Annotated in this window: 20 protein-coding genes; 14 read left to right on the top strand and 6 right to left on the bottom strand. The window is 68.7% G+C overall.

What is annotated here, in order from left to right; genetic code table 11:
* Positions 1-28 precede the first annotated feature (28 nt).
* The 3 genes from ACTIF2_RS15675 to ACTIF2_RS15665 are packed head-to-tail and all read left to right on the top strand — an operon-like array spanning position 29 to position 2,838.
* Positions 29-877 carry an ABC transporter ATP-binding protein gene (locus ACTIF2_RS15675; RefSeq protein ID WP_439498018.1) on the top strand — a complete coding sequence of 283 codons (849 nt, stop codon included), beginning with the start codon at positions 29-31 and terminating at the stop codon, positions 875-877.
* A 21-nt stretch (positions 878-898) separates the two neighbouring features.
* Complete coding sequence (locus ACTIF2_RS15670) at positions 899-1,579, top strand: zinc metallopeptidase (protein ID WP_439498017.1); 681 nt, start codon at positions 899-901, stop codon at positions 1,577-1,579.
* A gap of 26 nt (positions 1,580-1,605) precedes the next feature.
* Positions 1,606-2,838 (top strand): phenylacetate--CoA ligase family protein, encoded by a 1,233-nt coding sequence (locus tag ACTIF2_RS15665; RefSeq protein ID WP_439498016.1) that lies wholly within the window; start codon positions 1,606-1,608, stop codon positions 2,836-2,838.
* Between the two features lie 153 nt (positions 2,839-2,991).
* On the opposite strand, the gene ung is transcribed toward ACTIF2_RS15665, so the two are convergent.
* Positions 2,992-3,693: a uracil-DNA glycosylase gene (gene ung / locus ACTIF2_RS15660; protein ID WP_439498015.1), complete on the bottom strand. Its 702-nt coding sequence runs from the start codon at positions 3,691-3,693 to the stop codon at positions 2,992-2,994.
* The gene (locus ACTIF2_RS15655) at positions 3,690-5,210 is read right to left on the bottom strand and encodes a bifunctional metallophosphatase/5'-nucleotidase (protein ID WP_439498014.1); all 1,521 of its coding nucleotides are present in this window, start codon (positions 5,208-5,210) and stop codon (positions 3,690-3,692) included. Before ACTIF2_RS15655 ends, ung begins: the two co-directional genes overlap by 4 nt.
* A gap of 171 nt (positions 5,211-5,381) precedes the next feature.
* On the opposite strand from ACTIF2_RS15655, the gene hemH reads away from it, so the two are divergent.
* Positions 5,382-6,446, top strand: a complete 1,065-nt coding sequence (hemH, locus tag ACTIF2_RS15650) for a ferrochelatase (protein WP_439498013.1) — start codon at positions 5,382-5,384, stop codon at positions 6,444-6,446.
* A 120-nt stretch (positions 6,447-6,566) separates the two neighbouring features.
* Here hemH and ACTIF2_RS15645 read toward each other — a convergent pair whose 3' ends face one another.
* Positions 6,567-7,316 (bottom strand): alpha/beta fold hydrolase, encoded by a 750-nt coding sequence (locus ACTIF2_RS15645; protein WP_439498012.1) that lies wholly within the window; start codon positions 7,314-7,316, stop codon positions 6,567-6,569.
* 192 nt (positions 7,317-7,508) lie between these two features.
* Here ACTIF2_RS15645 and ACTIF2_RS15640 point away from each other — a divergent pair, with 192 nt between their 5' ends.
* The 4 genes from ACTIF2_RS15640 to serA all read left to right on the top strand — a co-directional run bounded on the left by ACTIF2_RS15640 (position 7,509) and on the right by serA (position 11,032).
* The gene (locus ACTIF2_RS15640; RefSeq protein ID WP_439498011.1) at positions 7,509-8,006 is read left to right on the top strand and encodes a MarR family winged helix-turn-helix transcriptional regulator; all 498 of its coding nucleotides are present in this window, start codon (positions 7,509-7,511) and stop codon (positions 8,004-8,006) included.
* A 105-nt stretch (positions 8,007-8,111) separates the two neighbouring features.
* Positions 8,112-9,092: an SPFH domain-containing protein gene (locus ACTIF2_RS15635; RefSeq protein ID WP_439498010.1), complete on the top strand. Its 981-nt coding sequence runs from the start codon at positions 8,112-8,114 to the stop codon at positions 9,090-9,092.
* A 10-nt stretch (positions 9,093-9,102) separates the two neighbouring features.
* Entirely contained in the window at positions 9,103-9,549 is a 447-nt protein-coding gene (locus tag ACTIF2_RS15630; protein WP_439498009.1) for an NfeD family protein, read from the top strand.
* 235 nt (positions 9,550-9,784) lie between these two features.
* Positions 9,785-11,032, top strand: coding sequence for a phosphoglycerate dehydrogenase (serA, locus tag ACTIF2_RS15625; protein ID WP_439498058.1), 1,248 nt, complete (start codon positions 9,785-9,787; stop codon positions 11,030-11,032).
* A gap of 25 nt (positions 11,033-11,057) precedes the next feature.
* Here serA and ACTIF2_RS15620 read toward each other — a convergent pair whose 3' ends face one another.
* On the bottom strand, positions 11,058-12,212 hold the full coding sequence (locus tag ACTIF2_RS15620; RefSeq protein ID WP_439498008.1) for a citrate/2-methylcitrate synthase: 1,155 nt from the start codon (positions 12,210-12,212) through the stop codon (positions 11,058-11,060).
* Positions 12,213-12,295: 83 nt separating this feature from the next.
* Here ACTIF2_RS15620 and ACTIF2_RS15615 point away from each other — a divergent pair, with 83 nt between their 5' ends.
* A complete protein-coding gene (locus ACTIF2_RS15615; protein WP_439498007.1) occupies positions 12,296-13,375 on the top strand; it encodes a citrate synthase/methylcitrate synthase in 1,080 nt (359 codons plus the stop codon).
* Positions 13,376-13,409: 34 nt separating this feature from the next.
* Here ACTIF2_RS15615 and ACTIF2_RS15610 read toward each other — a convergent pair whose 3' ends face one another.
* Entirely contained in the window at positions 13,410-14,384 is a 975-nt protein-coding gene (locus tag ACTIF2_RS15610) for a KpsF/GutQ family sugar-phosphate isomerase (RefSeq protein WP_439498006.1), read from the bottom strand.
* A 306-nt stretch (positions 14,385-14,690) separates the two neighbouring features.
* On the opposite strand from ACTIF2_RS15610, the gene ACTIF2_RS15605 reads away from it, so the two are divergent.
* Positions 14,691-16,232 (top strand): outer membrane beta-barrel protein, encoded by a 1,542-nt coding sequence (locus ACTIF2_RS15605; RefSeq protein ID WP_439498005.1) that lies wholly within the window; start codon positions 14,691-14,693, stop codon positions 16,230-16,232.
* 98 nt (positions 16,233-16,330) lie between these two features.
* On the opposite strand, the gene galU is transcribed toward ACTIF2_RS15605, so the two are convergent.
* The gene (gene galU, locus ACTIF2_RS15600) at positions 16,331-17,209 is read right to left on the bottom strand and encodes a UTP--glucose-1-phosphate uridylyltransferase GalU (RefSeq protein WP_439498004.1); all 879 of its coding nucleotides are present in this window, start codon (positions 17,207-17,209) and stop codon (positions 16,331-16,333) included.
* 57 nt (positions 17,210-17,266) lie between these two features.
* On the opposite strand from galU, the gene ACTIF2_RS15595 reads away from it, so the two are divergent.
* The 4 genes from ACTIF2_RS15595 to ACTIF2_RS15580 all read left to right on the top strand — a co-directional run bounded on the left by ACTIF2_RS15595 (position 17,267) and on the right by ACTIF2_RS15580 (position 21,161).
* Positions 17,267-17,500: a hypothetical protein gene (locus ACTIF2_RS15595; RefSeq protein WP_439498003.1), complete on the top strand. Its 234-nt coding sequence runs from the start codon at positions 17,267-17,269 to the stop codon at positions 17,498-17,500.
* Positions 17,501-17,539: 39 nt separating this feature from the next.
* On the top strand, positions 17,540-18,529 hold the full coding sequence (gene galE, locus ACTIF2_RS15590) for a UDP-glucose 4-epimerase GalE (protein ID WP_439498002.1): 990 nt from the start codon (positions 17,540-17,542) through the stop codon (positions 18,527-18,529).
* An 88-nt stretch (positions 18,530-18,617) separates the two neighbouring features.
* Positions 18,618-19,850 (top strand): lytic murein transglycosylase, encoded by a 1,233-nt coding sequence (locus tag ACTIF2_RS15585; RefSeq protein ID WP_439498001.1) that lies wholly within the window; start codon positions 18,618-18,620, stop codon positions 19,848-19,850.
* Positions 19,851-19,916: 66 nt separating this feature from the next.
* The gene (locus ACTIF2_RS15580) at positions 19,917-21,161 is read left to right on the top strand and encodes a DUF459 domain-containing protein (protein WP_439498000.1); all 1,245 of its coding nucleotides are present in this window, start codon (positions 19,917-19,919) and stop codon (positions 21,159-21,161) included.
* The last annotated feature ends 37 nt before the right edge of the window (positions 21,162-21,198 follow it).

Below are 21,198 nucleotides of genomic sequence, written 5' to 3'. Positions count from 1 at the left end.
CCCCGAGGGGAGAAGGATTGGAGGCACGATGTCCACCGCCACACTCGAAAAGCCTGCCGCCAGCGCCGCCGCGACGGACACGATCCTCGCGCTGAACAATATCGAGGTGATCTATGATCACGTCATCCTGGTGCTGAAGGGCGTCTCGCTCACGGTGCCGCGCAAGGGCATTGTCGCGATCCTCGGCGCCAACGGCGCCGGCAAGACCACGACGCTGAAAGCGATCTCGAACCTGCTCAAGGCCGAGCGCGGCGAGGTCACCAAGGGCTCGATCGTCTTCAACGGCGAGCGTGTCGACCGGATGTCGCCGAACGAGCTGGTGCGGCGCGGCTGCATCCAGGTGATGGAGGGCCGGCATTGCTTCGGCCATCTCTCGATCGAGGAGAACCTGCTGACCGGCGCCTTCACGCGGCGCGACGGCAACGCCGCGATCAAGCGCGACCTCGAGAAGATCTACGAGCTGTTTCCGCGCCTGAAGCAGCGCCGCAGCTCGCAGGCCGGCTACACCTCCGGCGGCGAGCAGCAGATGTGCGCGGTCGGCCGCGCGATGATGTCGAAGCCCAAGATGATCCTGCTCGACGAGCCCTCGATGGGGCTGGCGCCGCAGATCGTCGAGGAGATCTTCGAGATCGTCCGCCGCCTTAATGCCGAGGACGGCGTCTCCTTCCTGGTCGCCGAGCAGAACACCAACATGGCGCTGCGCTACGCGACCTATGGCTACATCATGGAGACCGGGCGCGTCGTCATGGACGGCGAAGCCAAGATGCTGCGCGAGAACGAGGACGTGAAGGAGTTCTATCTGGGCGTGGCGGAGGGCGACAAGAAATCGTTCCGCGACGTGAAAAGCTACAAGCGCCGCAAGCGCTGGCTGTCGTGATCGGACTGGACGTGACGTCGAATGCTTTATCTCGTGCTCGCCCTCTTGCTGCTCGCCCTGATCTTCGGGCCACAGGCCTGGGTGCGGCGCGAGATGGCGAAGCACGCCGCCGCGCGGCCGGACCTGCCCGGCACCGGCGGCGAACTCGCCCGTCACCTGCTCGACCGGTTCCAGCTCGGCTCCGTCGCGGTCGAGACGACAGCGGCCGGCGACCATTACGATCCCGATGCCCGCACCGTCAGGCTCTCGCCCGACAATCACGACGGGCGCTCGATCACGGCGGTGGCCGTCGCGGCGCATGAGGTCGCGCATGCCATCCAGCATGCCCAAGGCAGCGCGCTCTTCGCCTGGCGCACGGCGCTGGCGCGCTTCCTGATCGTGTTCGACAAGATCGCGATGGTGGTCCTGATCACGGCGCCGCTGGTGATGGCGGTGACGCATGTCCCGGCACTCGGGCTGATGCAGGCCGGCGTCGCCATTGCGATGCTCGGCGTCGGGCTCGTCGTGCATCTGGTGACGCTGCCGCTGGAGCTCGACGCCAGTTTCGGCAAGGCGCTGCCGATCCTGACCGCCGACGGCTATCTCGACGGGCGCGACCTGCCAGCGGCCCGGGGCGTGCTGCGGGCGGCCGCCTTCACCTATGTCGCCGGCGCGCTCGTCGGCCTCCTCAATTTCCTGCGCATCCTGCGCATCATCCGCTGAGCTGCGGCCCGGCAAGGACAGAAGCGATGAGCGATCATCTCGACGATCTCGAAACCCGCTCGCCGGAGGCCCGCGAGGCCGATCTCTTCGCCAGGCTGCGCCCCGTTCTCGTCGCCGCGCTCGCGACGCCGGGCTATGGCGAGCGCCTGAAAGGCATCGACCCGGCCGCGGTGACCGACCGAAAGGCGCTGGCGACGCTGCCGATCCTGCGCAAGGCCGACCTGCCGGCGCTGCACAGGGCCGCGCCGCCTTTCGGCGGCTTCGTCGCGGCTGCGCCAGGCTCCTTCGGCCGGCTCTTCACCTCGCCCGGCCCGATCTTCGAGCCGGAGGGCACCGGCGTCGACCCCTGGGGGGCGGGACGCGGCCTGTTCGCCGCCGGCTTCCGGCGCGGTGACGTCGTCATCAACACCTTCAGCTATCACCTGACGCCGGGCGGCTTCATCATGGATTCGGCGGCCCGTTCGCTGGGCTGCGCCGTGATCCCGGCCGGGCCGGGCAATACCGAGCAGCAGATGGAGGTGATCTCGGCCTATCGACCGCAGGCTTATGCCGGCACGCCGGATTTCCTGAAGATCCTGATCGAGGCGGCCGAGGCGCGCGGCGTCGACATCTCCTGCATCAAGCGGGCTGTGGTCTCGGGCGCGGCCTTCCCGCCCTCGCTCCAGGCCTGGGTGAGGGAGCGTGGCATCGACGCCTACCAGCTCTATGCCACCGCCGATATCGGCGTCATCGCCTATGAGACCGGCGCGCGCGAGGGCATGGTCCTCAACGAGAACCTGATCGTCGAGATCGTGCGGCCGGGCACCGGCGATCCCGTCGCCGAGGGCGAGGTCGGCGAGATCGTCGTCACCAATCTCGATCCGCACCATCCGCAGATCAGGCTGGCGCTGGGTGACCTGACAGCCGTGCTGCCGGGCGCGAGCGCCTGCGGCCGCAGCAACACCCGCATCAGGGGCTGGATGGGCCGCGCCGACCAGACCGCCAAGATCAAGGGCATGTTCGTGCGGCCCGAGCAGGTCGCCGAGATCGCCAGGCGCCATGCCGAGATCGCCAAGCTGAGGCTCGTCATCGGCCGCGCCAACGAGCTCGACACGATGACGCTGCGCGCCGAGATCTATGCCGAGCCGGCCGGGCTGGTCGACGCGGTCTCCTCGACGCTGCAGCAGGTGACCAAGCTCAAGGGCGCTGTCGAGATCCTGCCGCTCGGGGCGTTGCCGAACGATGGCAAGGTGATCGCCGACGAGCGGCCGGTGGGGTAAGGCTGCTTCCAAATCCGCGATCCTGGCCGTCTGACGCAACGGCCTGCGCTTCCGGTGCTCACGGACAAATGTCCGCTGCGCGCCGGTTCTCGGCCGCTACGCCAGCCGCCTCAGGCTGGCGAATTTTGAAGCAGCCTTACGGCGCAGCGGCATTCACCAGGCAATCGGCGGCTCGCCCCTCTCTTCCAGCCACGCATTCGCCCGGCTGAAGGGCTTCGAGCCGAAGAAGCCGCGCCGCGCCGAGAGCGGCGAGGGGTGGGCGCTGGCGATGACATGGTGCCGGCTCTCGTCGATCAGCCCGCGCTTGCTCTGGGCCGGCGCGCCCCAGAGCAGAAAGACCACGTGCGGGCGCGCAGTCGAGACGGCGGTGATGATCGCGTCGGTCACCGTGCCCCAGCCGAGCTTGAGATGGGAGCCCGCCTTGCTGGCGCCCTCGCGCACCGTCAGCGCCGTGTTGAGCAGCAGCACGCCCTGACGGGCCCAGGGCGTCAGGTCTCCCGTCGCCGGCGAAGGCGCGCCGAGGTCGTCGGCCCGCTCCTTGTAGATATTGACCAGCGAGCGCGGCAGCGGCGGCGGGCCGATATAGGAGAAGGCGAGGCCGTTGGCATGGCCGGGCGTGGGATAGGGGTCCTGGCCGAGGATCACGACGCGCACCGCGTCGAACGGTGTTTGCGCCAGTGCCGCCAGGGAGCGCTCGGGGGAGGGCGCGACGACGTGGCCGGCGGCGCGATCGGCGTCGGCAGCCGCTGCCGCATGCGTCGCGGCATCGCCGGGCGCGAACACCGCGAGGTCGCGCCAGCCCTTGCTCGCCGGGCTCGCCAGAAACTGCGTCAGCGCCGCCGCGTAGGAACTCACTTGAGGACGGCCCGGCCCTCGATCCTGGCATCGACGGTGCCCATCCGGCGCAGATAGACCATCACCTCATTGGCCATCAGCTTGCCGTCGGTGAGGCCGATCAGCGTCTTGCCGCGGCCGAGCGCGGTGTAGCCGTCGCCGCCGGCCAGCATGAAGTTGTTGGAGGCGACGGTGTAGTTCGCCGCCTCGTCGATCGGCTTGCCGTCGACCAGCACGGTGACGAGGCGCTGGCCGGGCGGGCGCTTGATGTCGGCCTCGAATGAGAGGCCCGAGACCTCGGGAAAGCGGCCGGAGCCTTGGGGGGCGGGCGCAAGCCCGTTCTCGATCGCGTCCTTCACGTCCTTGCCGGTGATCTGGACCATGATCGAGGCATTGCCGAAGGGCAATTCGCTCAGCACGTCGCGGCGGGTCAGCTTGTGGCCGGCCGGATATTGCTTGTTGGCGCGGATGCCGCCGGCATTGGTGATGGCGAGCTGTGCGCCCGTCGAGGCGCGCAGCGCATCGGCGATCAGGTTGCCGATCGCGGTTTCCTGGGTGCGGATGACGCCGGTGCGCGAATCGAGCGGGGCGGTCAGCGTCGCGATCTCGACATCGAGCTCCTTCGAAAGCTCAGCCTCGTAGCCCTTCACGATCGCGGCGACCTCAGGGTCCGGCGTCGCGGCGCGCGAATCGTTGACGCGGAAGGTCGGCGTCCAGGAGACCTGCCGCGCCGCGCCTTCCCCCGACACCGTCGCGGCGATGTCGATCGCGGTGACGTAATTGCCCTCCTCGTTCGACTCGACCATCACGACCTTGCCGTCATAGGCGATGGCGAGATCGTGGTCGTGTCCGGTGAGCAGGATATCGACGACGCGCGAGCGCACGATCTCGAGGTCCATCGCGCGGTCGGCATGGACGACGGCGACGAGGATGTCGGCACCCTGCGACTTGAGCGTCTTCGCCTCGCGCCGGAGCGCGTCCATGGTCGAGGAGAATTTCAGGTCGCCGGGGTTGGAGAGCTGCGGCGTCGGGTCGAAGGTCGTGCCAATGACGCCGACCTTGAGGCCGCCGAATTCGAAGAGCTGCGAATCCCTGTGGCCGGGCAGGGGTTGGCCTGCCGCGTCGCGCAGGTTGGCGGCGAAGGTCGGGTAGCTCTGGGCGGCGGCGAGCTTGAGATAGTTCTCCTTGCCGAAGTCGAATTCGTGATTGCCGGGCACGAAGACGTCGAGCCCGAACTTGTTCTGCATCGCGACGATATGGGCACCCTGGTCGAAGCCCGACATCAGCGAGGGCGAGTAGCAGTCGCCGGCATGGCAAAAGAGCACCGGCACGCCGCGGGCGCGCTCGGCCTTGGCGATGCCGGCGGCGCGGGCGAACCCCCCGCGGCCCTTCTCGTCGCTCATCTTGTAGATGTCGTTGACGAGCAGCAGCGTGAAGGCGGGCGCCGGGGCCTGTGCCCGGGCGACAGGCGCGGTCGCCGCCAGCGCGGCGGGAGCGGCGAGCACGCCGAGGGCGCGGCGGCGGGTGAGCTTGGTCATGACGAAGCCTTTTCGAGAGTAGTCCAGACTAGCAAAGGCGGCGGCGCTTGCCAGCCGAAACGCGGCCCGCTGGCTCCCTTCCGCGATGTCGCACCCCCCTGATCCGCAGCGCTGGCGACTGGACGAACGCTCGAACTCGTCTAAATCACGGGCAAAGGAAAGCGCGGGATCATGACTGTCGATACCAAGCCTGCCGAAAATGCCTATGCCGTGCCGCTTCCGGCCGATCATCAGCCCCTGCGCGGTTCACGCATCGGCGTGCTCTTGATGAATCTCGGGACGCCGGAGGGCACCGGCTATTGGCCGATGCGGGCCTATCTCAAGGAGTTCCTGTCGGATCGGCGCGTCATCGAGACCTCGCGCCTGATCTGGTGGCCGGTGCTCAACCTGATCATCCTGACCAAGCGGCCGGGCCCCAAGGGCAAGGATTACGCCTCGATCTGGAACAAGGAGCGCAACGAGGGCCCGCTCAAGACGATCACGCGTTCGCAGACCGAGAAGCTCACGGCACGCCTCGCCGGGCTCGGCGGCGATCGGCTCGTCTTCGACTGGGCGATGCGCTACGGCCTGCCCGACGTGAAGAGCCGGCTCAAGGCGCTGCTCGACCAGGGCTGCGACCGCATCCTGCTGGTGCCGCTCTATCCGCAATATGCCGCGCCGACCTCGGCGACGGCCTGCGACCAGGCCTTTCGCGCGCTGATGCAGATGCGCTGGCAGCCCTCCGTGCGCGTCGCGCCGCCCTATCACGACGACCCCGTCTATATCGCCGCGCTCGCCGCCTCGATGCGCGCCTCGCTGGCGAAGCTCGCCTTCGAGCCGGAGGTGATCCTGTGCTCGTTCCACGGCATGCCGAAGGAGTATCTGCTCAAGGGCGATCCCTATCATTGCCAATGCGCCAAGACCTGGCGGTTGCTGCGCGAGGAGCTCGGCCTGCCGGCGGAGCGCTTCAGGCTGACCTTCCAGTCGCGCTTCGGGCCGGATGAATGGCTGCAGCCCTATACCGACGAGACGGTGAAGGCGCTGGCGCAGGGCGGCACCAAATCGCTCGCCATCGTCGCGCCGGGTTTTTCGGCCGACTGCCTCGAGACGCTGGAGGAGCTCGATGTCGAGAACCGCGAGATTTTCCTGCATAATGGCGGCAAGGACTTCGCCTATCTGCCCTGCCTGAACGATTCCGAGGAGGGCATCCGGGTGCTCGAGGCGGTGGTGCGGCGGGAGCTGATGGGCTGGGTGTGAGTCCGGCGTCCACGGCTGTCATGCTCGGGCTTGACCCGAGCATCTCGGGAGGGGGAGCCTCCTTTTGCCTGAGATTCTCGGGTCTGCGCTTCGCTCCGCCCGAGAATGACGGCGGCGGCATCATCCGATCACAAACCGCGCCACCCTCTCCACCACCGGCTTCGCCTGCAGGATGCGGCGATGGCCCAACCCCTTCACCGGCTCCAGCGTGACGAAGGGCCCGGCCGCCGCCAGCGCTTCGGCGTGATGGAAGTCGAGCTCGCGGTCGTCGCGGCAATGGATCACCAGCGTCGGTCTGGCGATGGCTGCCAGCTGATCGCGGCCCTCGAAGGCTTCGACCGGATTGCCGGCGACGACATGGATGCGCCGCTCCAGCGCCGCCTGGCCCCGCCGCCCGAGCCCGATCGTGGCGCCGAAATCACGGGTGATCGCGGTGATCGAGGCCGGAGCGGCGATCAGCGCCAGCCGGTTGGCCCTGACGGCGGGCTGGCTCGGCACGGTGCGGGCGAGGCCCGCCATGGCGATGGCGCCGCCGAAGGAATGCGCCACGATGGCGTGCACCGGCGCGAAGGCCCGCGCCACCGCCGCGAGGCTGGCGACGCCGAGCGGGATGTTGAGCTCGCTGCCGGTCGAGGAGCCATGCGCCGGCAGGTCATAGGCGACGACGCGAAAGCCGGCCTCGCGCAGCGGCGCGACGAAGGCGGTCATGAAGGCAGCCTCGCCGGTCCAGCCATGCAGCAGGATCACGGTCGGGGCGGGCGTGTCGAAATGCGTGGCGTCGGGCTCGAAGGCATAGGCGGTGACCGATCCGCAGGCGTAGGAGATCGCATGACGCTGCGCTCCGTCGAGTCGCGTCTGTGCCGTCCTCACCGTGGCGCTGCTGTGCGTGGCGGTTCGCTGTTTGCGCCGAGGCGGGGTACAAAAGGCCTTGAAGGCGAGGTGGCCGGCCGCTTTCGGAGCGATGAGGCTGGAGATGCGGACGAGCGGGCGAATGAGACGCAGTGCAGGACCGGACATGGCGCAAGCCCAATTTCGTTCAGCGATGAACAAGTATGTTCAGCCATGAACAAAAAGCAAGAAGCAATTTCAGGTGAGGCCAATACGCCGCAGGCCGCAGTCGCGCAGGTGCTGCCCTGGGAGCTGCCGCGCTTCCATAACTGGATCGCGGTCGCGCGCGTGCATGCGCTCTGGAAGAAGGTTTTCACCGAGGCTTTGGCGCCGCTCGGCATCCAGCTCGCGCATTACGACGTGCTCGCCAATGTCTTCCACGTGCCGGGGCTAACGCAGCAGCAGCTCGCCGAGAAGCTGCTCGTCGGCCGCAGCGCGATGAGCATGCTGCTGCCCGAGCTGGAGCGGCGCGCGCTGATCGAGCGCCGCGGCGACGAGGCCGACCGGCGGGTGCGCCGGCTCTGGCTGACGCCGGAGGGCGAGGCCCTGACGCGCCAGGCCATGGCGATCCATGTCGCGCGCATCGAGAGCATGATGACGGTGCTGAGCGATGAGGAGTGCGGGACGATCGGCGAATTGATGCGGCGGGTGGCGAAGGCGCTGGAAAGCTGAGCGATGCAGCTCATGCTTGCATCCGCCTGTCGCAATCGTCAGGTTGCTGGGAGCGGGGCGGCCTAGAACGCTTCGATCAGGGCAGGCGGCAGGCGGGCAATCCAGATGGTTCCAATTTTTGGTTTCGACATCGTCGTCGTGGTGCTGGTGCTGCTCGTCATCCTGACGATCGCGCTCGGCGTCCGCACGGTGCCACAGGGCTACAACTATACGGTCGAGCGGTTCGGGCGCTATTCGCGCACGCTCGGCGCGGGCTTGGGCCTGATCGTGCCCTATATCGAGCGTATCGGGCACAAGGTGAACGTCATGGAGCAGGTGCTCGACATTCCGAGCCAGGAGGCAATCACCAAGGACAATGCCGGCGTCAGGATCGACGCCGCCGCCTTCTACCAGGTGCTCGACGCCGCTCGGGCGAGCTACGAGGTGTCGTCGCTCGACCAGGCGCTGGTCGTGCTGACCATGACCAATATCCGCACCGTGGTCGGCTCGATGGATCTCGACCAGCTGCTCTCGCATCGCGACGAGATCAACGAGCGGCTGCTGCGCGTCATGGATGCGGCCGCCTCGCCCTGGGGCGTCAAGGTCACCCGCATCGAGATCCGGGACATCCTGCCGCCGGCCGATATCGCCGGGGCGATGAACCGGCAGATGAAGGCCGAACGCGAGAAGCGCGCCGCCGTGCTCGAGGCGGAAGGGCTGCGCCAGGCCGAGATCCTCAAGGCGGAAGGCCAGAAGCAGTCGCAGATCCTCGCCGCCGAGGGCCGCAAGGAGGCCGCCTTCCGCGACGCCGAGGCGCGCGAGCGCTCGGCCCAGGCCGAGGCCTCGGCGACCGCCATGGTCAGCGAGGCGATCAGCAAGGGCGACATCCAGGCGGCGAATTTCCTGATCGCCGAGCGCTATACCGACGCGCTGAAAGCGATGGCAAGCGCGCATAACAGCAAGGTTGTGATCGTGCCGATCGAGGCTGCGGCGCTGGCCGGCACGGTCGGCGGCATCGCGCAACTGACCAAGGCCGTGTTCGGCGACGACGCGGTCGAGGCGCGGCGCGCCGGCTCGGTGCCGGCCTCCGGCCGCACGGGCGGGTAAGGTCATCGCCATGCTGGGCTGGTTCGCATCTCTCGGCGGCTGGGGCTGGGTCGTCATCGGGCTCGTGCTGATCGGCAGCGAGCTGATGGCGCCCGGCATCTTCCTGATCTGGCTCGGGCTGGCGGCGCTGCTGACCGGGCTCGTCGTCGGGCTCTTCGATCTCGGCTGGCAGGCGGCGGCGCTGGTCTTCGCCGCTCTCGCCATCGCCAGCGTGATCGCCGGCCGCCTGCTGACCCGCCGCCGGACCGACGAGCCGGACCTGGCGCAGGGCCTGAACGATCGCGGCCGCCAGCTCATCGGCAAGGTCTACCGGCTGGAGGCGACGATGACGGGCGGCGAAGGCCGCATCCGCGTCGGCGATTCCTCCTGGCGAATCACCGGGCCGGAGCTGCTGGCGGGCACGGAGGTCAAAGTGGTGCGCGTCGAAGGCGCGACGCTGGTGGTCGAGAAAGCCTGACATTTCTCGTGTCATCCCGGGCGACCGAAGGGAGACCCGGGATCCATTCCTGAACAAGAGCCGGATATGCTCCGGCATGGATCCCGGATCGGCGCCGCTGCGCGGCTTGTCCGGGATGACCCCAACGTAGCCCTGCGTCCCCTCCCGCATCTCGCGAATGCGAAATGGGGCTGCCCAGGGCGGCGCGAGAGGTCTATAGCGAAGCCTCCGCCGCAACCTGATCGCCGCCATGACCATGACCGAACGCCTGTCGCTGCCCAAGGACCGGATCCGCGTCCTGCTGCTCGAGGGCATCAGCGATTCCGCCGCCGACCTGATGGTCCAGGCCGGCTACACCAACATGACCCGGCTGCCCAAGGCGCTCGACCGCGACGAGCTCATGAAGGCGGTCGAGAAAGTGCATGTGCTCGGCATCCGCTCGCGCTCGCAGCTCACCGCCGAGGTCTTCGACAAGGCGAGCCGGCTCTTCGCCGTCGGCTGTTTCTCGGTCGGCACCAACCAGGTCGATCTCCAGGCGGCGCGCTCGCGCGGCGTGCCGGTCTTCAATGCGCCCTTCTCCAATACGCGCAGCGTCGCGGAGCTGACGATCGGTGAGATCGTCATGCTGCTCCGGCGCATCCCGGACCGTTCGCGCTCGGCCCATGACGGCGGCTGGGACAAGTCGGCCAATGGCAGTTTCGAGGTGCGCGGCAAGACGCTCGGCATCGTCGGCTACGGCAATATCGGCAGCCAGCTCTCGACGCTGGCCGAAGCGATGGGCATGCGGGTGATCTATTTCGACCACACCGATCGCCTCCGCCACGGCAATACCGAGCCGGTCGACAGCCTGAAGCAGCTGCTCGGCGCCTGCGACGTCGTCTCGCTGCATGTGCCGGAGACGCCGGCGACCCATGGCATGATCGGCAAGGCCGAGATCGCCGCGATGCGCAAGGGCAGCTACCTGATCAACAATTCGCGCGGCACCGTGATCGATCTCGAGGCGCTTGCCGGGGCGCTGGGCAGCGGCCATCTCGCGGGCGCCGCGGTCGATGTCTTCCCGAAGGAGCCGGCCTCGAACAGCGAGCGCTTCGTCACGCCGCTGCAGGGCCTGCCCAACGTGATCCTGACCCCGCATGTCGGCGGCTCGACCGAGGAAGCGCAGGAGCGGATCGGGGCCGAGGTGGCGCGCAAGCTGGTCGATTATTCCGATATCGGTTCGACCGTCGGCGCCGTGAATTTTCCGCAGGTGCAGCTGACGCCGCGGGCGATCGGCACGCGCTTCATCCATGTCCAGCGCAACGAGCCCGGCATGCTGCGGCGGCTCAACGACATCTTCGCCCGGCGCGAGGTCAACATCTCGGCCCAGAACTACCAGACCGACGGCGAGATCGGCTATGTCGTGATGGAGGCCGACCGCATCGGTACCGACGCGCAGGAGATCCTGGCCGAGATCCGAGCGCTCGACGGCACGATCCGGGCGCGGCTGCTTTACGAGCGGGAGTGACGGCGCCCGCGCCGGGCGGCCTCGTTCAGGCCTCGCCGTCCAGCATCGGCTGCTGCCCGGTATAGCGCGCGCGGGGGCGGATCAGGCGCCCCGTCTGGAACTGCTCCAGCGCATGCGCGATCCAGCCCGTGCAGCGTGCCGCGGCGAAGATCTGGAACGGCACGTCGTCATCGAGATGCAGCGAGGAAGCCAAGGCCGTCAGCGCGAAATCGATATTCGGCAGCTCGCCGGTGATCGCCTCGCTGACCTGGCGAACCTCCTCGAACTCCGCCGGCAGGGCGAAGGCCGAGAGCAGGCAGCGCGCCCTGGGATCGCCTTCCGGATAGAGCGGGTGCCCAAACCCGGGCACCGGCGCACCGGTTTCGAGGCGGGACCGAACGGCGTTCTCCACACCGTCGCGCCGGGCCTCGTCGAGGAAGGCGCGGACGCGCCGCGACATGCCGCCATGCAGCGGGCCCGACAGGGCCGAGAGCCCGGCGAGGACGCAAGCGGCCAGCGAAGCGCGAGTGGAGGCCGTGACGCGCACCGCGAAGGTCGAGGCGTTGAGCTCGTGATCGGCGAGCAGGACGAGCGCCATGCGGATCAGCTCCGCGCCCCGTGCGTCGCAGCCCCAGGCGCAGGCGACGCGCTGGTGAATCGGGCCTTCGCCGGGGCTGCCGGCAATCGCATCGACCAGGGCATCGAGCACGGAGGCCGCCTCGAAATACAAAGCCTTCGGGGTCCGGCCGGCAATCACCGGGTCGCTTGCCGCGCGGGCGGCAATGACCGCGAACATCCGCTCCTGCCCGTTGCCGGGCGGGATGGGGCCGTGCTGGGTCGGGAAGCGCGCATCGCCGCAGGCCCATAGCAGGCGCGCGACATCCTCGAGGCGCGCGGCCTTCGCCAGAATCTCGGCGTCCCGCCCGCGATACCACAGGCGGCCATGGGCAATCGTCGCGATGCTGGAGGCCAGTACGGGCTCGCCCCAGGCGATCGCATCCTCTGCGATGGTGGCGACCCGCCGCCCGCGCGCCTTGCGGTATTCCAGGCGGGCGACATCGGCGGCGCGATAGAGCTTCCGGCGCGGATCGACGGCGTCAGTCCTGGCCTCGATCTGGCCCCGGCTGACATAGGCATAGAGAGTCTGCGGCTTCAGCCGCAGCCGCGTCATCGCCTCCTGCGCCGTCACCCATTCGCTCATCGCCAGACATTGATTATTTTGATCAAGATTGATTTTAGCCGATGCGAATCCGACTCTCAAGGCATCACTGAAGGAGTTGTCCGATGTCGGATGGGCTTGAAGATGTCGTTGCCGCACGAACCGTGCTGTCGGAAGTGGATGGTGCCGCCGGGCGCCTGATCATTCGCGGTTATCGCCTCGAGGAACTGGCCGGCCGCACCAGCTTTGCCGAAGCCGCCGAGCTGATGCTCGACGGCTTCTTTCCCGATCTGCCGTCCGGCGAGGCCTTTGCGGCGGCGCTCAGCCGCAGCCGGGTCGAGGTCTTCGCGGAGGTCGCGGCGCTCGATGGTAGGCTCGTCTCGCGCTCGCCGGTCGAGGCCGTGCGCGCGCTGATGGCGCGCCTGGCCGATGGCGACGATCTCGCGACCGCCTTGCGGCTTCTGGCGGCGCCGGCGGTCTTCACGCCGGCGGTGATCCGGGCGCGGCGCGGACTCAAGCCGGTGGCGCCCGACGCGTCGCTGCCGCATGCGGCCGATATCCTGCGCATGATGGGCGGCGAGGCGGTGGCGCCGGCGCAGGCGGCAGCGCTCGATGCCTATCTCGTCACCGTCTGCGATCACGGTCTCAACGCTTCGACCTTTGCCGCCCGCGTCGTCGCGTCGACGCAGGCCGGGCTGGCCTCGGCGGTGCTGGCGGGGCTGAGCGCGCTGAAAGGCCCGCTGCATGGCGGCGCGCCGGGGCCGGTGATCGAGATGCTCGACGCCATCGGCGAGGCTTCCAACGCCCGGCCCTGGCTGGAGGCCGCGCTGCAGCGCGGCGATCGCCTGATGGGGTTCGGCCACCGCATCTACCGCGTGCGCGATCCACGCGCCGACGCGCTGAAGCGCGCCATCGGCAAGCTCGGCACGAGTTCGGGCCGGCTCGCCTATGCCGAGGCCGTCGAGGCCGCCGCGATCGCGATCCTGCGCGAGCGCAAGCCGGACCGGGCCTTGCAGACCAATGTCGAGTTCTACACGGCGCTGCTGCTGGAGGCGCTGTCCTTCCCGCCCGACAGCTTCACCTGCGTCTTCGCGATGGGCCGCACGCTCGGCTGGATCGCGCATGCACAGGAGCAGATCGCCGGCGGGCGGCTGATCCGGCCGCAATCGGTCTATGTCGGACCTGTGCCGAAACAGGCGGCGTGACGGCTGGATTCCGCCTCTAGCCGGAGCCTGAAACTCAGGCGACGCCGAGCGTCAGCAGGTCGTGGACATGCACCAGCCCGACCGGGCGCTGCTCGCCATCGGCGACGATGAGCGCGGTGATCCGCAGCCGGTTGACCATCTCCAGGGCCTCGACGGCGAGTGCGTCGGGCGCGATGCGGCGCGGGTTTGGGCTCATCACGTCGCGGGCGCGCAGGGCGGCGGGGCTGCCGGCGCCGAGCTTGCGGCGCAGGTCGCCGTCGGTGACGATGCCGGCGAGACGTCCGTCGGGGTCGGTGACGACGACGCAGCCAAAACCCTTGGCCGAGATCATCGCGACGACATCGGGCAGCGCCGCGTCGAGGCCGACGCGCGGCAGCGCCTCGCCGCGATGCATGATGCTCTCGACCGTCTTGAGCTGGGCGCCGAGCTTGCCGCCCGGATGGTAGACGAAGAAGTCCTGGCGCGAGAAGCCGCGCGCCTCGAGCAGGGCGACGGCGAGCGCGTCGCCGAGCGCGATCTGCATCGTCGTCGAGGTCGTCGGCGCCAGCCCGTTCGGGCAAGCCTCCTCGGCCTTGGGGATGACGAGCGCGACATCGGCCTCGCGGCCGAGCGCGCTGTCGGCATTCGAGGTCACGCCGACCAGCCCGACGCGGAAGCGCCGGGTATGGGCGACGATCGCGGCGAGCTCCGCCGTCTCGCCCGACCAGGACAGCGCGACGACGACATCCTCGGGCTGGACCATGCCGAGATCGCCATGGCTCGCCTCGGCGGCGTGGACGAACAAAGCCGGCGTGCCGGTCGAGGCCAGCGTCGCGGCGATCTTGCGGCCGACATGGCCGGATTTGCCCATGCCGGTCACGACCACGCGGCCGCTGGCGGCGCGGATCATCTCGACGGCGGCGGCGAAGGGCGCGCCGAGCCCGTCCGAGAGGGCGGCATGGAGCGTCTCGAGCCCGGCGCGCTCGGTGGCAATGGTGCGGAGCGCGGACGCGCGGATATCGGCTGTCATGGCGGCGCTCTAGCACAGGAGCGGCGAGGGTATCCACCGCTTCCCTTCTCCCCTTGCGGGAGAAGGTGGCGCGAAGCGCCGGATGAGGGGTCGCTCCACTCTTTCCGGTTGGGTGTTTGATCAGACGAACGCGGCAAATCTCGCGTGACCCCTCATCCGTCAGCGCTGCGCGCTGCCACCTTCTCCCGCAAGGGGAGAAGGGAAGAGCCCTGCATTGACGGCACGTTAACCCTCTTCGTTCTAACTCCGTTAACCATGCGCGCCATCCCGGCGCGCGCTGGCCTTTGTGCGGAGCCTCGCCTCCTCTTGTCCCGTCGCGTCACGACCGTCCTCCTGTCAGGTGTTGCCGCGGCGTGCCTCGCCGTGGCGCTGGCTGTCGTCGGCGACGCGCAGGCGCAGCAGGCGCGCGGCCCGGCGCTGCGCAATACGGTCCCGGCCTATGTGGCGCAGCCACGACCTGAGGCGAGCGAGTCGACTGCCGGCCCCGCCTCGCCGATTCCGGATTCGATCAGCGACCCGGCCGCCCCGATCCGGAACCAGGCCTCGGCGGTCTCGCGGCGCGCGCCGCCGCGCGCCAGCCGTTCCGTCCAGTCGCCCAATCTGCGCGGCGTGACCCAGCGCCAGTTCCGCCCGCCGCAGCTGGACGTGACCGGCCTGCCGCCGCCGCCCGAGCCGCCGCCGCCCACGCCGCGCCGGAGAACGGCCGAGGAGGATCCCTACGCGCCGCTGGGCCTGCGGCTCGGCAACGTCATCTACAAGCCGGCGGTGACGAACTCGATCGGCTATGACAGCAATCCGCAGCGCGTCTCCGGGCCGAGCAAGGGCTCCGGCTTCAGCCGGCACGAGGGCGAGCTCGGCATCCAGTCCGACTGGAACGTGCATGAGCTGAAAGGCTCGCTGCGCGGCGGCTATAGCGAGTTCTTCCGCGAGAGCGACGCCTCACGGCCCGATGGCGACGGCAATCTCGACCTGCGGCTCGATGCCTCGCGCGACACCCGCATCCTGCTCGAGAGCCGGTTCAGGCTCGACACGCAGCGGCCGGGCTCGCCCGATCTCAACGCGCCGGTCGTCGGGCGGCCGCTGACCTATCAATATGGCGGCTCGGCCGGAGTGACGCATGACATCAACCGGCTGCAGCTGACGCTGCGCGGCTCGGTCGACCGGCTCGACTACGAGGATGCGCGGCTGACCAGCGGCGCGACGCTGAGCCAGCGCGACCGCAACCAGACGCAATATGGCTTGCGCCTGCGCGCCGGCTACGAGCTGACGCCCGGCTTCAAGCCCTTCGTGCAGGGCGAGATCGACCAGCGGGAATTCGACCAGCGCGCCGATTCGAACGGCTTCATGCGCTCATCCAACGGCTATACCGCCCGCGTCGGCTCGACCTTCGAGATCAGCCGCCAGCTCACCGGCGAGGTCTCAGTCGGCTATCAGGACCGCAAATACGAGGACGGGCGGCTGAAGAACCTGCGCGGGCTCATTGGCGATGCCGCGATCCTGTGGACGCCGACGCCGCTGACGACGGTCACCTTGCGCGGCACCTCCGAGCTCGGCGACACCACGATTCCGGGCAGCAGCGGCACCACGGCACGGCGCGCCAGTCTCGAGATCGCGCATGCGCTGCGCCGCAACCTCACGGTCACCGGCTTCGGCAGCTTCGGGAGCACCGAATATGACGGGCAGGGCTTGCGCGAGGATTTCTCCACCCTCGGCGTCAGGCTCGACTACAGGCTGACCCGCACCGTCGCGATCCGGGCGAGCTTCACGCATGAGCGCCTGAACTCGACGGCGCCGGGCTCGGACTACACCGCGAATGTCGGGCAGGTGGGCCTCAGGCTGCAGTTCTGAGGCGCTTCGCGTCATGCTCGGGCTCGACCCGAGCATCTCCTGCAGGAGATTCCCGGTCTCAGCTTCGCTTCGTCCGGGAATGACGCCTACGCGGCCGCTCAGCCCTCCACCAGCCGCGCGATCTCCTCGCGCAGCTGTGGGCCGAGATCGCCGCGCTGGAGCGCATAGGCGATATTGGCGGTGAGGAAGCCGATCTTCGAGCCGGTATCGTAGATGTCGCCGTCGAAGCGCACGGCGTAGAACGGCTCCTGATGCGACAGGGCGATCATCGAATCGGTGAGCTGGATCTCCCCGCCGGCGCCCTTCTCCTGGTTGGCGAGCAGGTTGAAGATCGTCGGCTGCAGGATGTAGCGGCCGGTGATGTGGAGATTGGACGGGGCCGTGCCCTTGGGCGGCTTCTCGACCATGCCGGTCACCTTCGAGACCTTGGCCTTCACATCCTCGACGCCGACGATGCCGTATTGATGGGTCTGGTCCTCCGGCACCGGCGCGACCGCGATGTGGTTGCCGCCATGCTTCTCGAAGGCGTCGATCATCTCGGCGAGGCAGCCCTTGCCATGGGTGTGGTGCAGCATGTCGGGCAGCAGCAGGGCGAAGGGCTCGTCGCCGATGATGTCGCGGGCGCACCAGACGGCGTGGCCGAGCCCGAGCGGGGCCTGCTGGCGGGTGAAGCTGGTCGCGCCGGCGGCGGGCAGGTCGGCCTTGAGCGCCTCCAGCTCCCGGGTCTTGCTGCGCCTGGCGAGCGTGTCGTCGAGCTCGTAGGCCATGTCGAAATGATCCTCGATCACGGCCTTGTTGCGGCCGGTGACGAAGACGAAATGCTCGATGCCGGCGGCCCTGGCCTCGTCGACGACATGCTGCACGACCGGCCGGTCGACGATGGTCAGCATCTCCTTGGGAATCGCCTTGGTGGCGGGAAGGAAGCGGGTTCCCAGGCCCGCGACGGGAAATACGGCTTTGCGAATGCGTTTCGTCATGAAAAATCCATTTCGCGCGCCGGCTGGCACGTATACGGCGGAAGGGCATCGGAATTCGTGAGCCGGCATCGCCCCATTCAATATCGGCCGGTCAAGGCTGTCGCGCAATTCTGGCGAAAGACGGGCCGGCCCGGCAACCAGATAGCAATCTCGCCTTGCTGCATCGTCAATGGCTTTCTCGAAAACAGCCGCGAAGACCGAAACGATGCCGTGGCTTTACGACGCCGTCATGATCAGATGCGCTTAACCATCGCGAAGCCGCACTCATCAGGCTGGTTCAACCTGTCGTGATCCCGTTCTATGCCGGGACGACAACAGCAGGAGAATGCGATGGCGATTCTGGTCTCGGGCGGCGCCGGCTATATCGGCAGCCATATGGTTCTGGAGCTGGTCGACCGCGGCGAGGCCGTGGTCGTGCTCGACGATCTGTCGACCGGGTTCGACTGGGCCGTGCCGGAGCAGGCGAGTTTCGTGCAGGGCGACATGGGCGACCAGGACCTGGTCGAGCGCGTCATCGCCGAGCATGGCATCAGCGAGATCGCGCATTTCGCCGCCAAGATCGTGGTGCCGGATTCGGTGTCCGACCCGCTCGGCTACTATCACAACAACACGGTGAAGACGCGGGCGCTGCTCGAGAGCGCGGTGCGCGGCGGCGTCAAGCATGTGATCTTCTCCTCGACGGCGGCCGTCTATGGCGAGCCACCGGTCTCGCCCGTGCCGGAGGAGATCGGCCTCAACCCGATCAATCCCTACGGCCGCTCCAAGCTGATGAGCGAATGGATGCTGGGCGACGTCGCCCGCGCCCACGGCCTGACTTACGTCGCGCTGCGCTATTTCAACGTCGCCGGCGCCGACCCCAAGGGCCGCTCCGGCCAGTCCTCGGCCAATGCCACCCATCTGATCAAGGTCGCGAGCCAGGCGGCGCTCGGCCAGCGCGCCGGGCTCGAGATCTTCGGCACCGACTACCCGACGCCGGACGGCACCTGCGTGCGCGACTATATCCACGTCACCGATCTGGCGCGGGCGCATCTGGCGGCGCTGGATCACCTGCGCGCCGGCGGGGAAAGCCTGACGCTGAATTGCGGCTATGGCCGCGGCTATTCGGTGAAGGAGGTGGTCGAGGTGGTGAAGCAGGTCTCGGGGCAGGATTTTCCGGTCAAGCTCTCGCCGCGTCGGGCCGGAGACCCGGCGGCGCTGGTCGCCAAGGCCGACCGCATCCGCGCCGAGCTCGGCTGGCGGCCCGAGCACGACGATCTGACGCAGATCGTGACGCAAGCCCTGGCCTGGGAAGAGATTTTGCGCCGGCGCAACGCGCGTTGACTCGCATCGCCTTAACCTATGGTTAATCTTGTTCGGGCGGTGTTGTTCGGGTCATTCTGGTCCCGTCCTCCGTGAGCGAGCTTCGCCCATGCGCCATCTTACCGCCGCCCTCGCCATGGTCTCGTTGAGCCTGATGCCGGCCTGCGCGCAGACGACGGGCTCGATCACCCCCACGGTGCGGCCCGCAGCGGCGGCGCCGGTCCCGGCCGACCCCTCCCTGGACGTTTTCCTGCAAAGGCTCTGGCCGCAGGCGCAGGCGCGCGGCATCTCGCGCAAGACCTTCGATCTCGCCTTTCGCGGGGTATCGCCAGATCCCTCGATCGTGGCGCTGACGCGCAAGCAGTCGGAGTTCTCGGCGCCGATCTGGAGCTATCTGAACAACGCCGTCGGCGGAACGCGCATCCAGCGCGGCCGCGACGCGGCGGCGGAGAATGCCGGCGTCCTGCAGCAGATCGAGGCGCGCTACGGCGTGCCCAAGGAGATCGTGCTCGGCGTCTGGGGCATGGAGACCAATTACGGCTCCTTCACCGGCAGCAAGGACGTCATCCGCTCGCTCGCGACGCTGGCCCAGGTCCGCTATCGCGGCGATTTCTTCCGCGACGAGCTGCTGACGGCGCTTGAGCTGATCGAGAAGGGCCATGTCGAGCGCGACGAATTGCGCGGCTCCTGGGCCGGGGCGATGGGCCATACCCAGTTCATGCCATCGAGCTACATGAAGTATGCCGTCGATTTCACCGGCGACGGCCATGCCGACATCTGGCGCTCGACCAGCGACGCGCTGGCCTCGACCGCGAATTACCTCAAGGGCCATGGCTGGGTCGCCGGCCTGCCCTGGGGCATCGAGGTGACCTTGCCGCAGGGCTTCGACCACAAGCTCGACAAGGCCAGCTTCTCGGCCTTGAGCGCGGCTGGCGTGCGTCGCGCCGACGGCCGGGCCCTGCCGTCCTCCGGCGCGGGGCGCCTGTTCTATGCGGCCGGGCACCGCGGCCCGGTGATGCTGCTCACCGAGAATTTCGACGTCATCAAGGCCTATAACTCCTCCGACGCCTATGCGCTGGCGGTCGGCCATCTCGGCGACCGGATCATGGGGCGGGCCGCGATCCAGGCCGACTGGCCGGTCTCGGCGCCGCGGCTCGACCTGGCCGGGACGAAGGATCTGCAGCGGCGGCTGAAGGCGCTCGGGTTCTACAGCCATGACGCCGACGGGCGCATCGGCACCGGCACGCGCGAGGCAGTGCGGCAGTATCAGCTGCGGGCAGGCGAGATCCCGGACGGCTATCCGACACCGGCCCTGCTCGCCAGGATGCGCGCCTCGCGCTGACTCATGCGCCCGCCTGCGCTATGATCGGGGCCAGCGCTATCGAATAGCGCTGGGATCGAGAGCCTGATGCGTCTGCGTTCGCTGATGATGGTTCTGGGTGCTGCCATGCTCCTGCTGGCGACCGGCGGGCCGTCCTCCTTTGCCGAGAACGACACGATGCTGATGCGCGATCCGACGCTCCAGCGCGGCCGCGGCTTCATCTTTCCCTTCTCGCGGATTGCGCCGCCGCAACAGCTGCCGAGAGCCGTGCCGCAACGCCAGCGCGTCGCACCGGTGGCGCAGCCGCGACGGGCGGCGCCGGTCATCGTGCGCGACGATCCCGTCATCCCGAAGGTGGATGTCGCCCATCATCTCGTGGTGCTCGGGGATTCGCTCGGCAATCTCGTCGCGGACGGGCTCGAGGAAGCGCTGAACGACCGGCCGGACGTCGCCGTCCTGCACCGGACGAAGCTCGATTCCGGGCTCGTCCGCGGTGATTTCTACGACTGGTCCAAGGCCGTCGGCGAGCTGCTGGCCGGCCAGACGAAGATCACCGCGGCTGCGATGATGCTCGGCCTCAACGACCGCCAGGCGATCCGCGAGGGCGAGACGATCCACGAGCCCCTGAGCGAGCGCTGGCTGGAGCTCTATCGCGACCGGGTCGATGCGATCGCCGCGGCCTTCGCCGCCAAGCGCATTCCGCTGATCTGGGTCGGGTTGCCGCCGGTCCAGAACGCGCGGCTCTCCGCCGATTTCGCCACGCTCAACGACCTCTACCGGCAGCGCGTGGAGCGGGCGGGGGGGCAATATGTCGACCTCTGGGGCGCCTATGTCGATGCCGAGAACCGCTATACCGCAATGGGCCCCGACGTCACCGGCCAGACCACGCGGCTCAGGACCGCCGACGGCATCCATTTCACCAGGGCCGGCGCGCGCAAGGCGGCGCATTTCGTCGATGTGCTGATCCGCCGGCTGATCGAGCGCGGCCCGGACCAGAGCCTGATCGCGCTTCCGGTCTCGCCCGGCACGGGCGCGCCGACCAGCCCCGAATTGCAGGCCGGCGGCATCGAACGCATGATCGACCGCATGGTCTCCGGCCTGCCGGAGCTGAGCGGGCTCGGGGCGTCGCTGCAAAGCAAGCCGCTGGCGGGGCCGATCCTGCCCTTGTCCAGCCTCGCGGCGACCGGCGAGCGGGCGCTGATCGCATCGATCCAGGACGCGCGCGGCCGGGGCGAGGCGGCGGCCCAGCTCGACCGGGTCTTCGGCGAGGGCGTCGCGTCCGAGCCGAGGCCGGGCCGGATCGACGATTATCGCTGGCCGAGGGGGAATTGACGCGCGAAACGCGTCATCCTCGGGCGTAGCGAAGCGC

This window comes from Allobosea sp., from assembly GCF_051860145.1.
In the GTDB taxonomy this organism is placed as follows: domain Bacteria; phylum Pseudomonadota; class Alphaproteobacteria; order Rhizobiales; family Beijerinckiaceae; genus Allobosea.
Note: the sequence above shows the minus strand (reverse complement) of the source record. Positions and strands in the feature narration are given on the sequence as shown.

Excerpts from the sequence above, each read along its gene's own strand:
- hemH (WP_439498013.1), top strand. The coding sequence starts at position 5,382 with ATGACTGTCGATACCAAGCCTGCCGAAAATGCCTATGCCGTGCCGCTT.
- ACTIF2_RS15670 (WP_439498017.1), top strand. The coding sequence starts at position 899 with ATGCTTTATCTCGTGCTCGCCCTCTTGCTGCTCGCCCTGATCTTCGGG.
- ACTIF2_RS15610 (WP_439498006.1), bottom strand. The coding sequence starts at position 14,384 with ATGACAGCCGATATCCGCGCGTCCGCGCTCCGCACCATTGCCACCGAG.
- ACTIF2_RS15655 (WP_439498014.1), bottom strand. The coding sequence starts at position 5,210 with ATGACCAAGCTCACCCGCCGCCGCGCCCTCGGCGTGCTCGCCGCTCCC.
- galU (WP_439498004.1), bottom strand. The coding sequence starts at position 17,209 with ATGACGAAACGCATTCGCAAAGCCGTATTTCCCGTCGCGGGCCTGGGA.
- ACTIF2_RS15615 (WP_439498007.1), top strand. The coding sequence starts at position 12,296 with ATGTCGGATGGGCTTGAAGATGTCGTTGCCGCACGAACCGTGCTGTCG.
- ACTIF2_RS15630 (WP_439498009.1), top strand. The coding sequence starts at position 9,103 with ATGCTGGGCTGGTTCGCATCTCTCGGCGGCTGGGGCTGGGTCGTCATC.
- ACTIF2_RS15640 (WP_439498011.1), top strand. The coding sequence starts at position 7,509 with ATGAACAAAAAGCAAGAAGCAATTTCAGGTGAGGCCAATACGCCGCAG.
- ACTIF2_RS15585 (WP_439498001.1), top strand. The coding sequence starts at position 18,618 with ATGCGCCATCTTACCGCCGCCCTCGCCATGGTCTCGTTGAGCCTGATG.
- ACTIF2_RS15620 (WP_439498008.1), bottom strand. The coding sequence starts at position 12,212 with ATGAGCGAATGGGTGACGGCGCAGGAGGCGATGACGCGGCTGCGGCTG.
- ACTIF2_RS15675 (WP_439498018.1), top strand. The coding sequence starts at position 29 with ATGTCCACCGCCACACTCGAAAAGCCTGCCGCCAGCGCCGCCGCGACG.
- ACTIF2_RS15665 (WP_439498016.1), top strand. The coding sequence starts at position 1,606 with ATGAGCGATCATCTCGACGATCTCGAAACCCGCTCGCCGGAGGCCCGC.
- galE (WP_439498002.1), top strand. The coding sequence starts at position 17,540 with ATGGCGATTCTGGTCTCGGGCGGCGCCGGCTATATCGGCAGCCATATG.
- ACTIF2_RS15580 (WP_439498000.1), top strand. The coding sequence starts at position 19,917 with ATGCGTCTGCGTTCGCTGATGATGGTTCTGGGTGCTGCCATGCTCCTG.
- ACTIF2_RS15635 (WP_439498010.1), top strand. The coding sequence starts at position 8,112 with ATGGTTCCAATTTTTGGTTTCGACATCGTCGTCGTGGTGCTGGTGCTG.
- serA (WP_439498058.1), top strand. The coding sequence starts at position 9,785 with ATGACCGAACGCCTGTCGCTGCCCAAGGACCGGATCCGCGTCCTGCTG.